The organism is Rhodoplanes sp. Z2-YC6860, assembly GCF_001579845.1.
Classification (GTDB): Bacteria; Pseudomonadota; Alphaproteobacteria; order Rhizobiales; family Xanthobacteraceae; genus Z2-YC6860.
In genome coordinates this window covers 735,497-749,559 of the sequence record NZ_CP007440.1, presented here as the reverse complement: position 1 = coordinate 749,559, position 14,063 = coordinate 735,497, and the positions used below count along the sequence as shown (strand labels likewise).

The window sequence follows — 14,063 nt, the reverse complement described above, 5'->3', positions numbered from 1 at the left end:
GGGTCTAAGATCGAACCGGCTCGATACTGATCGGCTCACAGTCGCAGGCTCTCCCGGCACGATCGTCTTACGAACAGGGAATTTGCCAGGCCAGCAACGTGAATTGGAGCCGAAAAAGCCAGCCCCGGACGCATTTCCCTCGAACCTCGCGGCCCACATTGCAAAAGTTCCAGCAGTAGAAATTGTGGCCGGGACAATACCGTGCCTGACAAAGCAGAATTCATGAGCAGCCATCGGCCATCAGACGAATCCTCTCGCAACGGTCCATTTGCCGGCGCGGATATCGTGATTGCCGACACGACGTCTCATTACGACGGCTGGTATCTGGAAACCCGTCCGTTGGGCGGCACCGAATCGTCGGTGATCCGGCTGTCGCGTGAACTCGCTCGGCGCGGTCACAATGTTACGGTCTTCACGAACTGCGACGGGCCGACGGAATGGCAAGGCGTCAGCTGGCGCAGCCTGAAATCGCCGGCGCCCGCGACCTGCGACCTCTACATCGCGGTCCAACATCCTCGCCTCTTGAATTTCGTTCGCAGGCCGAAGCGGCGCGCCCTCTGGGTTTTGTGGCAGCCCAACCATCTCAAGCACTACAAGCATGGCTGGTGGCGCATGTGGCTCTATCGGCCGATACCGGTCCTCATGAGCCTGCATCAGGTCAAGCTCTATTCTCCCACCCTCCCGCGCCGCAATCCGCATGCTGTGATCCCGCTTGGCCTGCCGGAGGACGTGCGCGGCAGGCCTTATTTGGAGACGCCGCCGCCCCGGCGAGCCCTGTTCGCGTCCAATCCGCAGCGGAACCTCAGAGCCCTGGTCGAGATATGGGCCCGCGCCATTCTGCCACGTGTTCCGGATGCGGTGCTCGACGTCTACGGCAACAACGGACTGCAGGCGGGCGAAGACGCCTGGCAGAAATGGGAAGGAGACCTGTTGCCCGCCGGCCTGTCACCCGCTGTCAAAGCATCCGTCCAAATCCATCGTTCCGCGACTCGGACCGAGCTGATCGAAGTGATGCGGCGATCTCGCGTGATGTTGTATCTGGGGCACAAGGTCGAGGCGTTCTGCTTATCCGTTGCAGAAGCGCAGGCTCTTGGCCTGCCGGCCGTCGTGGCTCCGGTCGCAGCCGTACCGGAGCGCGTGCTCGACGGATTGACCGGCTACCATCACGCCGATCCCGACCGCTTTGCGGACGCCGCGGTGGCGCTGTTGACAGACGATGAACTCTGGCGCCGGCAGCACGAAGCGGCGCTCAGATATCAGCAGGGCATCTCCTGGCCGGAATATGCCGACCGGTTCGAGGCGCTTTTGCTGAGCGACATGCTTCCAGCCAAGCCGCTCGCGTTGGACCCGCTCCCCTAGGCACAAACCGCTTTCGTTCAGGCCGCCGCATTTTCGGCAGCGCGACGCGCACCGCCTTTTGCCTGTGGCAGCATGAAGCCGTCGAAATACGAAGCAAGCTCCTTGAACCCATCCAGCGGCAGGACCTGCGCGACATACTGATCCGGTCGAACCACGACCATGCAGCCGGCCTTCCGATCGATGACGCGCATGTCGAAGATATCGTGACCATCACGGCTGTCTGCGCAGAACATCTTCTCGTAGTCGTGAAGCCCGTAGCGTCCCTTTTGCGGCAGAAGAAGCGCAGGCATCGCCTCAATGGCAAGCTTGCGATGAGCTTGCTGGAATACCGCGCGAACGTCGATCACCGCGTCGATGTCTTCATCGTCGCGCGTGTATTTCCGAACCGGCGAATCCGGGCTGTTCTTCAGAAAATCGCACAAGCGATGGAGGGCGGAGCCGGACGCGGTGGGATCGTCGGTCCCGGCAAAGGCGTAAATCCGGAATCGCCCATCCGCTTTGCCGACGTGGCCGAGTTGGACCGGCTTGGCATCCGCAAGACGCATGACGGGTGCGGAATGGAAGCGCGTCCCGACCACGAATCCTTTGGCGAGATGTTGGTGGCTGTCGCTGCCCGTGAGAAGCGACGGGCCGTAATGCGTCGCAGTGCCGGCCGTGTAGCGACCGTGCTTGATGAAATAGCTCTGCGTCGTGGCGGGGTCCGCCCCACTGCCCTCGCCATGCGTCGAAGCGAGCATGTCCGACCATTCGCGATCGAAGTCGATCAGCTCTTTGGCGATGGCGCGCCGCTCGGCCGAGTAGGTGTGCAGCAGAGTGGGCGGACACCGGCCTTGCAGCACGGAAATAAGTTTCCATCCGAGATTGAAGGCATCCTGCATGGAGACGTTCATCCCTTGCCCGGCCTTCGGACTGTGGGTGTGGCAGGCATCACCGGCGATGAACACGCTCGGCAGCCGCGTCGCGGTCTCCTGTTCCGGCACGTCGTCGAATTTGTCGGTCAGGCGCTGGCCGATCTCATAGACCGACCACCACGGGACTTCCTTCGCGTCGAGCTTGTACGGATGCATGATCCGCTGCGCCTTGGCGATGAGCTCTTCCAGAGTGATGTTGCGGCTCGAGACTCGCTCGCCGGAATCGAGCTTGGTGAGTTCGACGTAGAAGCGGGCGAGATAACCGCCTTCGCGCGGGATGATCAGAATGTTGCCTTCGTGCGCGGATTGGATCAGGCACTTGCAGCGGATGTCCGGGAAGTCGGTGACCGCGAGCACGTCCATCACGCCCCAGGCGTGATTCGCGGAATCGCCATGAAGTTCACGCCCGATCGAAGTGCGGACGTTGCTGCGCGCACCGTCGCAGCCGACCACGTAACGCGCCTTGACGGTTTCGGTCTGCCCTTCGTGGCCGGGATCAAGCCGCTCGAGCGTGACGGTCGCCCGCGGCGGCTCGTTCTGCCCTTCCGCCTTCGCCGGCTGAACCGAGACGAGACGCCGCGCGTAGTGCGGCTCGAGCTTCGAGGCGGACCGGCGCATGGTGTCGAGATAGAAGTCATGCACGCGCGCCTGGTTCAGCACCACATGCGGGAATTCCGAGAGGCCTTCTTCCACGTCCTTGATCCAGCCATTGCGGACCACGTTCGCGGGCTGCTTCTCATCCGGCTTCCAGAACGTCGTCTCGTTGATCCAGCAGGCCTCCTTCAGCACCCGCTCGCTGAAGCCGAAGGCGTGAAACATCTCCACGGTGCGGCAGGCAACGCCGTCCGCCTGACCGCGCAGCATGCGGCCCGGTTTCTGCTCGACGATGCAGGTCTTGATGTCGGGAAACGCAGAAAGCTGCGTCGCAAGCGTCAGTCCTGCGGGACCGCAGCCCACGATCAGGACATCAACCTCTGCCGGGACAGAACCTTGTGCGCCGGAAGCGGGATATCGCTCTGCCGGGTCGGCTATCTCGGGGTCGCCTGGCACGAATCCATTGAGATGAAATTGCATGGTCGTTCTCCCTATTGCTCAGTATGCTGATTATCAGTATGCTGGTCAAGTAGGCCTCTAAGGAGAATTCCGGTGAACGCGACCAACGAAATGCCCGGCCATCTGGCGCGCCGCTTCCAGCAGATCGCGGTGGCGGTGTTCCTGGCCGAGGTCGAGGCGGCCGGATACGACCTCACCCCTGTCCAGTACGTGGCGCTGGCCGGGGTCGACGCCAACCCCGGCATCGATCAGGTCACCCTGGCGGGACTGATCGCCTATGACCGCACCACCATCACCGGTGTGGTCGACCGCCTGGTCGCCAAAGGACTGATCACGCGCCAGGAAAGCAGCCGGGACCGGCGCGCCCGCGAGCTGACGATCACGGCTGCGGGACGGCGAACCCTGAACGGCAGCACGCCGGCGGTCGAAGCCGCTCAGCGCATCATGCTGCGCGGCCTGTCGGACAAGGAAGCCAAGGAGCTTGTACGCCTGCTACGGAAGGCCATTGCTGCCGGCAATGAGCTCAGCCGGGCGCCGCTGCAGAGCGCGGCGGCTGGCTAGTCGCATCGGAGAAGGTAGCCATACGCTGCAAATCGTCGAAAAATTTCGGCCGCGTGTCATACTTCTCCGGTCTGTCTCGTCATGTGTTCGGGCATATCCCGAATAAGGAGAAGATCATGAAGCAGATCGTTGTCATCGGCGGTGGGTTTGCCGGACTGGCGGCCGCTGTTGCGGCGGCGCGACGTCTCGATGAGGCCGGAGACGCGTCTGCGGACGTCAAGATCACGCTGGTCAACCGTGACCCCTGGAACTTCATCCGCGTGCGCGGGTATGAGCAGGACCTGAGCGACACGCGCGTTGCGCTCGCTGATGTCCTTGAACCCATCGGGGTCGAGCTCGTAATCGGAGAGGTCACGGCGATCGACGCCGGCGCTCGCGTGGTCCGCATTGGATCGGGCCGGATGCTCTCTTACGATCGGCTCGTGCTCGCCGCCGGCAGCCAGCTCAACATGCCGAACATTCCCGGCCTCGCGAGCCACGCATTCAACGTCGACAGTTATCAGGAGGGCGAGCGGCTGAACCAGCACATCGCCGGCCTGGGACGTCGGCCTGCCTCACCGGGTCGTGACACCATTGTGGTCGCAGGCGCCGGACTGACCGGCATCGAAGCCGCCTGCGAAATGCCGGAGAAGCTGGCACGAGCCGGCATCCGCAGCGGCCGCGTCATTATTGCCGATGCGCTCCCGCATATCGGCTCGAATATGGGAGACGAGGCCCGGCCGGTGATAGAAGAGGCGTTGCGTCATCTCGGAATCGAGACGCGCACCGGCGTCAGACTCGAATCGGTCGATGCCAGCGGCATCACACTTTCCGGTGGCGAGCGCATCGCGACGGAAACCCTTGTGTGGACCGCCGGCGTGCATGCAAGCCCGCTCGCGACAATGCTGCCTGTCGAGCGCGACCGGTTCGGCCGGTTGCCGGTCGACGAATACATGCGGGTCAAGAGCGTCGCCGGCGTGTTCGCGGCAGGCGACATCGCTGCAGCTCTGATCGACGGCACGCACGCCTCCGTGATGTCGTGCCAGCACGGCCGGCCGATGGGCCGATGGGCCGGCAACAACGCGGCGGCTGATCTGCTCGGCCTTGAGATGCTCCCGCTGCGGATCGAACACTATGTGACCTGCCTCGATCTCGGACCGTGGGGGGCGCTCTACACCGAGGGCTGGGACCGCCGTCTTGCCATTGCCGGAGCAGAGGCCAAGAAAACCAAGCAAACCATCAACCGCGTCCGCATCTATCCGCCGCGCAGCCGCGACCGCCGCGAAATCCTCGATGCGTATGCGCCGGTGTTGACGCCGTCGCCGTTGCGACAGCTGCGCCCCGCGGCGGAGTAGCCCGGCACCGCACGTCCGCGGCACGCCTTGCCGCGTGAGTGGCAAAGAGTCAGTATTCCCTTCAGCAGGCACCAATGCGGCGTCAGTCCGCACAACAAATTCGATGCCGCTGGGGAGAAACGCATGACGAGCCATGATGAAGCTCGCCGCGCCTTTTTGATTGGCGCGGTGGCTGGAGCCGGGGCGGCCGCAGGTCTCGCGTCTGAAGCTGCCGCTCAAGAGAAAACACCGGACCAGAATCCCGCTGCAGGCGCAGCGCCCCCTCATGCCACGACGGTTGGCGACACGCGCGGTGCGTTCTTCAACCCGGACGATGCCAAGACGGTCGCGGCCTTTGCCGAACGGCTGATGCCTGGCGCTCCAGGCAAGCCCGGGGCAACCGATGCCGGGGTGCTCAACTACATCGATCTCGCGTTGGCTGGGGCGTATTCCGGTCAGCAGGACATGTACCGCCACGGGCTCGCCGCGCTCGACGCCTACTGCAAGGCAACCCACAACGCCGTCTTCGCAAAGCTCGATGCCGCCACCCAGGACGCGGTGATCAAGGCGCTCGAAGACAACAAGGCAACCGGCTTCACCTGGCCCTCGGCCGCCGCGTTCTTCAACACGCTGCGGACGCACACGATGGAGGGAATGTTCGCGGACCCGGTTTACGGGGGCAACAAGGATTTCGCCGGTTGGCGTCTCGTCGGCTTTCCTGGCGCGCAAGTGCTGTTCACGGAAGCCGAAATGCACAGCAAGGAAGCGTTCACCCGCGGCCCGATCCTCGGCCTGCAGTCCCAACTCGCGACCAGGAAGGGGTGAGCCATGGCGACCGAAAAAGCAGATGTCGTCATCGTCGGGGTCGGTGCGGCAGGTGCGATCCTCGCCGCCGAGCTTGGCAAGTCCGGCATGAAGGTCGTTGGCCTCGAACGAGGCCCGCGCCTGAAAACCGAAGACTTCCAGCTCGACGAGTTGCGCTACTTCCAGCGGCAGGAGACGCGGCCGAACACCCGGCGTCAGCCCGTGACCTGGCGGCCCAACGCCAACACACGCGCCGTGCCGATTCCGAGCCAGAACTACGGCAACCAGGTCGGCGGCGGTACGGTGCACTACGGCGGGCTTTCGTGGCGCATGCACGAAGGCGACTTCCGCCCGCGTACGCAAAGCGTCGAACGCTACGGCGCTTCTTCGATCCCTGAAGACTCCTCGCTCATCGATTGGCCGCTCAGCTATGCCGACCTGGAGCCGCACTACGATCGCGCCGAATATGAGCTTGGGGTGTCAGGCAAGGCCGGCAACCTCAAAGGCCGCAAGATCGACGGAGGCAACGTCTTCGAGGCGCCGCGCGACCGCGAATACCCGCTGCCGCCTCTCACCGTCGATCAGTCGGGATTGACGTTTGCGGAAGGCGCCAGCAAGCTCGGCTATCATCCGTTTTCGTCGCCGCGCGCGATCCTGTCGCAGCCCTATCAGGGCCGGCCGGCCTGCAGCTACTGCTCGTTCTGCCAATCGTTCGGCTGCTTCATCGGCGCGAAGTCGACCGTGCTTTTGAACAAGGTGCCGGAGGCGGAGGCCACCGGCAATTTCAAACTCATCACCAACGTGATGTGTCACCGCGTCAACACCGACAACACCGGCAAGGCGACAGGCGTCGCCTACTACGGACCCGACGGCTCGAACAACACCATCGAGGCCGACCTCGTCATCCTGACGCCATTCATCTACGAGAGCACAAAACTTCTGCTGCTGTCGAAGAGCGAAAAATTTCCGAACGGACTTGCGAATTCGAGCGGACACGTGGGCAAGCACATCATGACCCACCTCAACGCCCGCGGGTTCGGCATCTTCGACGACCGCCACATCAACATCTTCATGGGTCCGAGTGCGCAACGCCACTCGATCGACGACTTCAACGCTGACAATTTCGACCATGGCGGCCTGGGCTTTATCCGGGGCGCTCAGATCTCGGTGGTTCCAGCCGACCTCGAAGCCGGTCCGATCGCGGTGGCGATGAGCATGAACCCGCCTCCCGGCGTGCCGCGCTGGGGCGCCGCGTACCGGGATTTCATCGCGCAATACTCCAACCGTTACGCCGGATTGGTGGCGCAGACGGAGAACCTCCCCTATGCGGATCAGACCATCGATCTCGATCCCGACACGCGCGACGCCTGGGGATTGCCGGCGCCGCGCATGACGTACGACTGGCGGCGTCCGAATGAACTCAAGCGCATCGATTTCATGCGGGCAAAGCTGAACGAGATCGGCCGCGCCATGGGAGCGTCGAAGACCTGGCTTGCACCCATGAACTCAGGCGGTCCGATGGGACATCACGAGGGAGGCACCCGCATGGGCAGCGATCCCAAGAACTCCGTGGTCAACCGTTACGGTCAGACCTGGGATGTGCCGAACCTGTTCGTGATCGGAAGCTCGACCTTCCCGTCCATGGGTTGCGGCTTCAATCCGACGCTGACGATTCAGGCACTTGCCTATATGAGCGCCGACGCAATCGTGAATCGTTATAAGAAGAATCCCGGCGCACTGCTTTAAGCGCGGCCATGACATCATCGGGCCGGGGCCTGAACCGGGCCCCTGCCCCAGGCATGGCGGCCATTGCCCGATGGCTGTTTGCCGCAATCGCGTTCGCGAAATAGACTGCAAGGATGCCCCACGGTCGATCCAACACCGAGCATCAGAAGCGTGCCGCTGCGGCCTGGAATTCCATGCAGCGCTTCGTGACAGGCTTTTTTGCATTGCTCGCAATGGTCTGTTGGACGTCGGGGCCCACCCCGGCCGTGACAATCACCGGATATATGAGCGTGCTGACGATGTCCCATGACGGATCGTGGGGCACCGACATGCAGCTGTCGCTGGACGACGCGCTGCAGAACGCCATCGCCCGCTGCAAGAAAATGCACGGCCTCAAGCTCGGATGTGGCGGCTATGTGATCTCCATCGAGAATGGCTGGTTGCTGGGCACGCGTTGCGGGACGCGCAGCATTCTCTCCAGCGGAATGACACGCGCCGAAGCCGAACAGGATGCCGATCGCCGCGAGAAGAACATGCGTCGCGATTATGTGCCGAATCTTCCCGCATGCCGCCGCGTTGTTGCCGTCGATCCTGCGGGAGCCATTGACGCTGCGGACGTCGCGCTTTCCACACGCTGATTGCGTGACCGGTGATCGACCCGGCGCTTTTGCGCGGGTATCGGGCGACAAGTCTGTCCATGAACTTTCCGTCTCATCGACTGTTATCGGTCCATGAGCAACGACCAGGGCATCAGAAAAGACAATCGCGGTCAGGATCAGCCAGCCGATAAGGACCGCGCGCAAAAGCGCACGCAAACGACCCCTGCTGCCGGGCCGCATGCAAAGCGGCATCTGACCGAAGACGACAAAACGCCTGGAGCTGGGACGCTGCCTCGACCGGGTGAAAGCGACGACAGCACCTCAGGCTGACGTTGGGCCGCCGCTCGCACGTACTCAACGGCAAGCCGCGGCACGGAACATCGCTTTGGCGCGGACGTTCAGCCCCAGACGGATGGCGGCCGCGGCATGCGCCGTCCATGCCCAGCGGAGGATCACATGACGTCTTCGGACGCGCCGGTCTGGAACCGGCGCAATTTTCTCGCAACCACAATGGTTTCCACCATGTCGGCAACTCTTTTGGATCGCGGCAACGCGAAAGCCAATGTTTCGGCCGCCGCGCCCAATCCGCGCGATACGGTGCAGCTCACCATGCGCATCAACGGCGATCGTCACCGGTTGAACGTCGACATCCGCACGACGCTGCTCGACGCCTTGCGCGAACACGTGGGCCTGACCGGCACCAAAAAAGGCTGCGATCACGGCCAGTGCGGCGCCTGCACCGTGCATATCAACGGCCGGAGCGCACTGTCGTGTCTGACGCTCGCCGCGAGCGCCGAAGGCCAGGATATCACCACCATCGAAGGCCTCGCCGGCCGCGACGGCAAGCTGCATCCGATGCAACAGGCATTCGTGGATCACGACGCCTTCCAGTGCGGCTACTGCACGCCGGGACAGATCATGACCGCGGTCTGCTGCGTAAAGGAAGGCCATGCCCGCAACGATGCGGCCATCCGCGAATATATGAGCGGCAATCTCTGTCGCTGTGCGGCCTATCCCAACATCGTCGACGCGATCAAGCAGGCGAACACAGAAATGGGAGAAGGCTGACATGCGCCCGTTCCAGTTCATCCGCGCCGACAGCCCGCAGGCCGCCATCGTGGGTTTCAGCAACGCCGGCGAAAGCGACGGCTCCGACGAACGCTCCCGCGGCAGCCAGTATCTCGCCGGCGGCACGACGCTCCTCGATCTCATGAAGCTCGGCGTGATGCAGCCATCCGCTGTCGTCGACATCAATGGCCTGCCGACGGACAGCCTCGCACAGATCGATCTCGGTCCGCGCGGGCTTCGGTTGGGCGCCATGGCGCGCATGTCGGACGCGGCCGAGCACCCCGACGTGATCGAGCACTATCCGGTCATCGCGCAGTCACTGTCGCTCGCGGCCAGCACGCAAATCCGCAACATGGCCTCGCTCGGCGGGAACGTGCTTCAGCGCACGCGCTGCACCTACTTCCGCGACACATCCTATCCGAACTGCAACAAGCGCACGCCCGGCTCGGGCTGCGCCGCGATGGACGGAATCAATCGGCAGCACGCGGTGCTCGGCGTCAGCGGCGACTGCATCGCGAGCTATCCTGGCGACTTCGCTCAGGCCTTGATCGCACTCGACGCGCAGGTAGAGATCAACGGCCCAGGTGGCGGGCGCGTCATCCCGTTCGCGACCCTGCATCGCACACCTGGCGACACGCCTCATCTCGAACACACGCTCGCGCCCGGCGACCTGATCATCGCCTTCGATATCCCGGAGCTGCCGTTTGCACGGCGCTCTCTGTTCCTGAAGATCCGCGACCGCGAGTCCTACGAGTTTGCGCTGGCCTCCGCGGCCGTGGCTCTCGACCTCGATGGCGAGACCGTGAAGGACGTGCGCATTGCGCTTGGCGGCGTCGCCACCGCGCCGTGGCGCGCCGAAGAGGCTGAAGCGCGACTCAAAGGCCAATCACTCGGCGACGATACGCTCGCCGCAGCCGCCGAAGCGGCCTTCGCTCAGGCGAGCCCCCGCGAACACAACGCATTCAAGATCGACCTCGGCAAGCGCACGCTCGTTCGCGCTTTGCAGCAAGCCGCCACTTTGGAGATCTGAGATGAACCGTGCCGCACCCGCTCCGCTTGCCAACATGGGCGAACCCGTACCGCGTGTCGATGCGCGCCAGAAGGTCACCGGCGAGGCGCGCTACGCCTCCGATTTCCCCGCAGGAAACATGGCCTATGCGTATCTCGTGACCAGTTCGATCGCCCTTGGCAGCATCACGCGGATGAATCTTGAGGAGGCGCGCGGCGTGCCCGGCGTGCTCGAAATTTTCACGCACGAGAACACGGGCGAATTGAAGCCGTTGAAGTATTCCGCGGGCGGCGGCGGTCCGTCGACGTCGATGCAGGACCTCGGCCCGAAAATCCACCATGACGGACAGATCGTCGCCATGGTCGTCGCCGACACATTCGAGGCAGCGCAGGAGGCCGCAGGCCTCGTGAAGATCCAGTATCAGTCCGAGCAACCCAGCGCGACCTTCGACTCGCCCGGCGTGACCGAGGAGGATGCCAGCAAAGCCAGCGAACGCGCCAAGCATCTGCCCCAGGCAGGCGACGCTCTGACGGCTCTGGTCGACGCCGACGCAACCATCGATGTGAAATACGGCACGCCGACACAACATCACAACGCAATCGAGCTGTTCACCACCACTTGCGTCTGGCGTGATGGCGAGCTGACGGTGTTTGAGCCGAGCCAATTCGTGTACGGCCTGAAGGCCGGTCTCGCCCAAACGCTTGGCATTCCGTCCGACAAGGTGCGGGTGATCAGCCCGTTCGTCGGCGGCGCGTTTGGCTCCAAGGCGCAGGTGACGCCGCGCTCACCGCTGGTGGCGTTGGCTGCGAAAAAGCTCAATCGCCCGGTCAAGCTCGTGCTGACCCGCGATCAAGGCTTCACGGTTTCGACATATCGCGCCGAGACGCGCCATCGGATTCGCATGGGCGCAAATCGCGACGGCAAGATCGCGAGCTTCATCCATGAAGGCTGGGAGGTCACGTCGCGGCCAGACCCATATTCGGTCTCAGGCGTCGAGGACAGCGCCCGACTTTACGGTTTTGGCGCGGTGAAAACCCAGGTGCAGATCGTGCATGCCGATCGCAACACGCCGGGATTCATGCGCTCGCCGCCCGTCGTTCCCTATATCTACGCCCTGGAAAGCGCGATGGACGAGCTCGCCGCAGAACTCGACATGGACCCTGTCGAGCTTCGTCGTGTCAACGACAGCATGCAGGACGCGACCGGCAAGCCCTGGTCCAGCCGTTCTCTCATGAAGTGCTACGACCAGGCCGCGGAGCGCTTCGGCTGGAAGCATCGCGACTCCAAACCCGGATCGATGCGAGATGGCGATTGGCTGATCGGGTGGGGCTGCGCCAGCGCGGTCTATCCGACGCACGTCGGCGCTGCGACCGCCCGCGTCCGGCTGCAGGCCAACGGCGAGGCCCATGTGCAAATCGCGGCCCACGAGATCGGCGTTGGCGTCCGCACGGTCGTCGCGCAAACGGTGGCCGAGCAACTCGACATTCCGGTGTCGGCGGTGGAGGTCGAGACCGGCGACAGCGCGTTCCCGCCTGCGCCTGTGGCCGGCGGCTCGAACCAGACGGCGAGTTGCTGCTCGGTGGTGATAAAGGCCTGCGAGGCCATTAAGGCACGATTGTCCGCGCCGGTCTCGACCGTTGGCAGCGGCTCGGGGGGCGGTGGCAACACGCTCGAGGATCAGTTCAAGCGGCTCGGCGTCGGTGCCATCGAAGAATACGCCGAATACCTGCCGCCGGGCGGCAAGCCCGACACGATCAAGAAACTCTACGGCGGCACGCCCTTCCTCGGCGGCGGCTCGCAGGGCGAAAAGCTGATGTATGCGCTGGGCGCCGAATTCGTCGAAGTGCGCATCCACGCGCTGACGCGCGAAATCCGGGTGCCTCGCATGGTCGGCGCATTTGCGGCCGGGCGGATCGTGAACCCGCGCACTGCGCGCAGCCAGTATCTCGGCGGCATGATCTGGGGGGTGTCGTCGGCGCTGCACGAGGCAACCGAGATCGATCCGCGCAATGCGCGCTACGTCAACGACAACCTCGCCGACTATATGATCCCGGTGAATGCCGACATCGCAGACGTCGACATCATACTGGTCTCCGAGCAGGATGATTTCGTCAATCCGGCCGGAGTCAAAGGCATCGGCGAACTCGCCAACGTGGGCACCGCAGCAGCCGTGGCCAACGCCGTTTATCACGCCACCGGTGTGCGGGTCCGTGAGCTGCCGATCCGGCTGGAAAAGCTATTGGCCGTATAGTGCCGGCGCGATGTGCGCCTGAAGGGCTTAAACGATGGAAGCCGCGCGGTTTGGCGAGGCGAAGCTTTCGGCCAGCAGTTGCAGCCCCTGAGCAAGCTCATCGCGCGTCCGCGGCGCGCCGAGGCACACGCGCACGCCAGGCTGCGCCGATGCGTCGACTGCAAAAACATCGTCGCCGACCACGGCCAGCCCACGGCGAAGAATTTCCCCGACAAATCCGGTCGGATTGCGCCGTTGCAGCAACGGAATCCAGAGGTGGTGACCATGCGGGCCTGCCGCATGAGGGACGGCCTTCAGGAATTTTCCCGCGAGTCGTTGGCGCCCCGCGGCTTCATCGCGAATCGCCCGGATGATGTCGTCGGCGACGCCGGTTTTGATCCAATGCGTCACCAGGGCCACCATCAGCGGCGCGCCCATCAGCATGGTGGCGCCGAGACTTTCACTCATGTCGCGCGCCGAGTGCTCATCGGGGGCATGGAGGTACGAAACTCTCAATGCCGGCGCGATGCACTTCGATAATCCCACGGCCAGATAGGTCCGCTCCGGAATGAGGTTCGCAATCGGCGATGCGGTCGGATTGAGCCAGCCATAGGCATCGTCTTCGATCAGCAGCGTCTTGCTCGCCTGGATGATGTCGGCGACGGCGGCGCGACGCTTCTGCGACATCGTCGCGGTCGTGGGATTGTGCAGTGTCGGCGTGAGGTAGACGGCTTTGGGCTTGTACTCCCGGCACGCCGATTTCAGCGCATCCGGCAGGACGCCTTCCGTATCCATCGCAACGCCGACGAGGCGCAGGCCGAGCCTTTTGGCCGCGGCCTTCATACCCGGAAAGGTCAACGCTTCGGTCAGAACAAAGTCGCCTGGCGCGCACCGCGACAGCAATGCGTTGAACAAAATCGCTTGATTGCCCGGATAGACGACAACGCGCTCCGGCCGCACCGCCGAAATGCGGCGGCGCAGCCAGTGTGCCGCGACCTCGCGTTCATCGTCGTTGCCGCCCGGCTGCTGGTAATTCAGAAACGAGCTCAAGCCCGCTTCGTCCCTGAGTGCTCCCAAGGCCTGCACGATATGCAGATCGAGATTGGCCTCCAATGGTTGGGGCGGAACGTTCATTGAGAAGTCGATCTTGATGGCTTGCGGGATGTCGGAATGAGCGCGGAGCGTCGTTTCCGAAACGAAGGTTCCGCGCCCGACCTGCGCCTCGATCAGCCCACGCCTCCGCGCTTCCCCGTAGGCGCGCGTCACTGTGGTGAGGTCGAGCCGCAACGCCTGCGCCAGCGCGCGGTGGGTCGGAAGCTGTTGTCCCCGTTTCAGACGCCCGCCCGCAATGTCGGCCGCGAGAGCGTCGACGATGCGTTTGAACGCCGGTCCGGACCACTCCGAAATTGTAGGGACCCAATCCATGCAATT

11 protein-coding genes are annotated in these 14,063 nt (G+C 63.7%); 9 read left to right on the top strand and 2 right to left on the bottom strand.

Annotated features, from left to right (window positions below; translation table 11 throughout):
- Positions 1-201: 201 nt before the first annotated feature.
- Complete coding sequence (locus RHPLAN_RS03475; protein ID WP_237180039.1) at positions 202-1,359, top strand: glycosyltransferase; 1,158 nt, start codon at positions 202-204, stop codon at positions 1,357-1,359.
- A 17-nt stretch (positions 1,360-1,376) separates the two neighbouring features.
- Here RHPLAN_RS03475 and RHPLAN_RS03470 read toward each other — a convergent pair whose 3' ends face one another.
- On the bottom strand, positions 1,377-3,344 hold the full coding sequence (locus RHPLAN_RS03470) for an FAD-binding monooxygenase (protein WP_068013866.1): 1,968 nt from the start codon (positions 3,342-3,344) through the stop codon (positions 1,377-1,379).
- 90 nt (positions 3,345-3,434) lie between these two features.
- Between RHPLAN_RS03470 and RHPLAN_RS03465 the strand changes: the two genes are divergently transcribed.
- The 8 genes from RHPLAN_RS03465 (at position 3,435) to RHPLAN_RS03430 (ending at position 12,653) form a co-directional block, all read left to right on the top strand.
- The gene (locus RHPLAN_RS03465) at positions 3,435-3,884 is read left to right on the top strand and encodes a MarR family winged helix-turn-helix transcriptional regulator (RefSeq protein WP_068030514.1); all 450 of its coding nucleotides are present in this window, start codon (positions 3,435-3,437) and stop codon (positions 3,882-3,884) included.
- Between the two features lie 116 nt (positions 3,885-4,000).
- Entirely contained in the window at positions 4,001-5,218 is a 1,218-nt protein-coding gene (locus RHPLAN_RS03460; protein ID WP_068030511.1) for an NAD(P)/FAD-dependent oxidoreductase, read from the top strand.
- A gap of 27 nt (positions 5,219-5,245) precedes the next feature.
- Positions 5,246-6,022, top strand: a complete 777-nt coding sequence (locus RHPLAN_RS03455; RefSeq protein ID WP_157100036.1) for a gluconate 2-dehydrogenase subunit 3 family protein — start codon at positions 5,246-5,248, stop codon at positions 6,020-6,022.
- Positions 6,023-6,025: 3 nt separating this feature from the next.
- On the top strand, positions 6,026-7,747 hold the full coding sequence (locus RHPLAN_RS03450; protein ID WP_068013862.1) for a GMC family oxidoreductase: 1,722 nt from the start codon (positions 6,026-6,028) through the stop codon (positions 7,745-7,747).
- Positions 7,748-7,920: 173 nt separating this feature from the next.
- Positions 7,921-8,364, top strand: coding sequence for a hypothetical protein (locus RHPLAN_RS03445; RefSeq protein WP_157100035.1), 444 nt, complete (start codon positions 7,921-7,923; stop codon positions 8,362-8,364).
- Between the two features lie 417 nt (positions 8,365-8,781).
- The gene (locus RHPLAN_RS03440; protein WP_157100034.1) at positions 8,782-9,393 is read left to right on the top strand and encodes a (2Fe-2S)-binding protein; all 612 of its coding nucleotides are present in this window, start codon (positions 8,782-8,784) and stop codon (positions 9,391-9,393) included.
- Between the two features lies 1 nt (position 9,394).
- Entirely contained in the window at positions 9,395-10,423 is a 1,029-nt protein-coding gene (locus RHPLAN_RS03435) for an FAD binding domain-containing protein (protein ID WP_068013857.1), read from the top strand.
- 1 nt (position 10,424) lies between these two features.
- Positions 10,425-12,653, top strand: a complete 2,229-nt coding sequence (locus RHPLAN_RS03430) for a xanthine dehydrogenase family protein molybdopterin-binding subunit (RefSeq protein WP_068013856.1) — start codon at positions 10,425-10,427, stop codon at positions 12,651-12,653.
- A 27-nt stretch (positions 12,654-12,680) separates the two neighbouring features.
- On the opposite strand, the gene RHPLAN_RS03425 is transcribed toward RHPLAN_RS03430, so the two are convergent.
- The gene (locus RHPLAN_RS03425) at positions 12,681-14,057 is read right to left on the bottom strand and encodes an aminotransferase-like domain-containing protein (protein WP_068013854.1); all 1,377 of its coding nucleotides are present in this window, start codon (positions 14,055-14,057) and stop codon (positions 12,681-12,683) included.
- Positions 14,058-14,063 lie beyond the last annotated feature (6 nt).

What these genes read in the sequence shown, in the direction of transcription:
- RHPLAN_RS03470 (WP_068013866.1), bottom strand. Translation starts at nt 3,344, where the DNA reads ATGCAATTTCATCTCAATGGATTCGTGCCAGGCGACCCCGAGATAGCC.
- RHPLAN_RS03465 (WP_068030514.1), top strand. Translation starts at nt 3,435, where the DNA reads ATGCCCGGCCATCTGGCGCGCCGCTTCCAGCAGATCGCGGTGGCGGTG.
- RHPLAN_RS03460 (WP_068030511.1), top strand. Translation starts at nt 4,001, where the DNA reads ATGAAGCAGATCGTTGTCATCGGCGGTGGGTTTGCCGGACTGGCGGCC.
- RHPLAN_RS03450 (WP_068013862.1), top strand. Translation starts at nt 6,026, where the DNA reads ATGGCGACCGAAAAAGCAGATGTCGTCATCGTCGGGGTCGGTGCGGCA.
- RHPLAN_RS03445 (WP_157100035.1), top strand. Translation starts at nt 7,921, where the DNA reads ATGCAGCGCTTCGTGACAGGCTTTTTTGCATTGCTCGCAATGGTCTGT.
- RHPLAN_RS03440 (WP_157100034.1), top strand. Translation starts at nt 8,782, where the DNA reads ATGACGTCTTCGGACGCGCCGGTCTGGAACCGGCGCAATTTTCTCGCA.
- RHPLAN_RS03435 (WP_068013857.1), top strand. Translation starts at nt 9,395, where the DNA reads ATGCGCCCGTTCCAGTTCATCCGCGCCGACAGCCCGCAGGCCGCCATC.
- RHPLAN_RS03430 (WP_068013856.1), top strand. Translation starts at nt 10,425, where the DNA reads ATGAACCGTGCCGCACCCGCTCCGCTTGCCAACATGGGCGAACCCGTA.
- RHPLAN_RS03425 (WP_068013854.1), bottom strand. Translation starts at nt 14,057, where the DNA reads ATGGATTGGGTCCCTACAATTTCGGAGTGGTCCGGACCGGCGTTCAAA.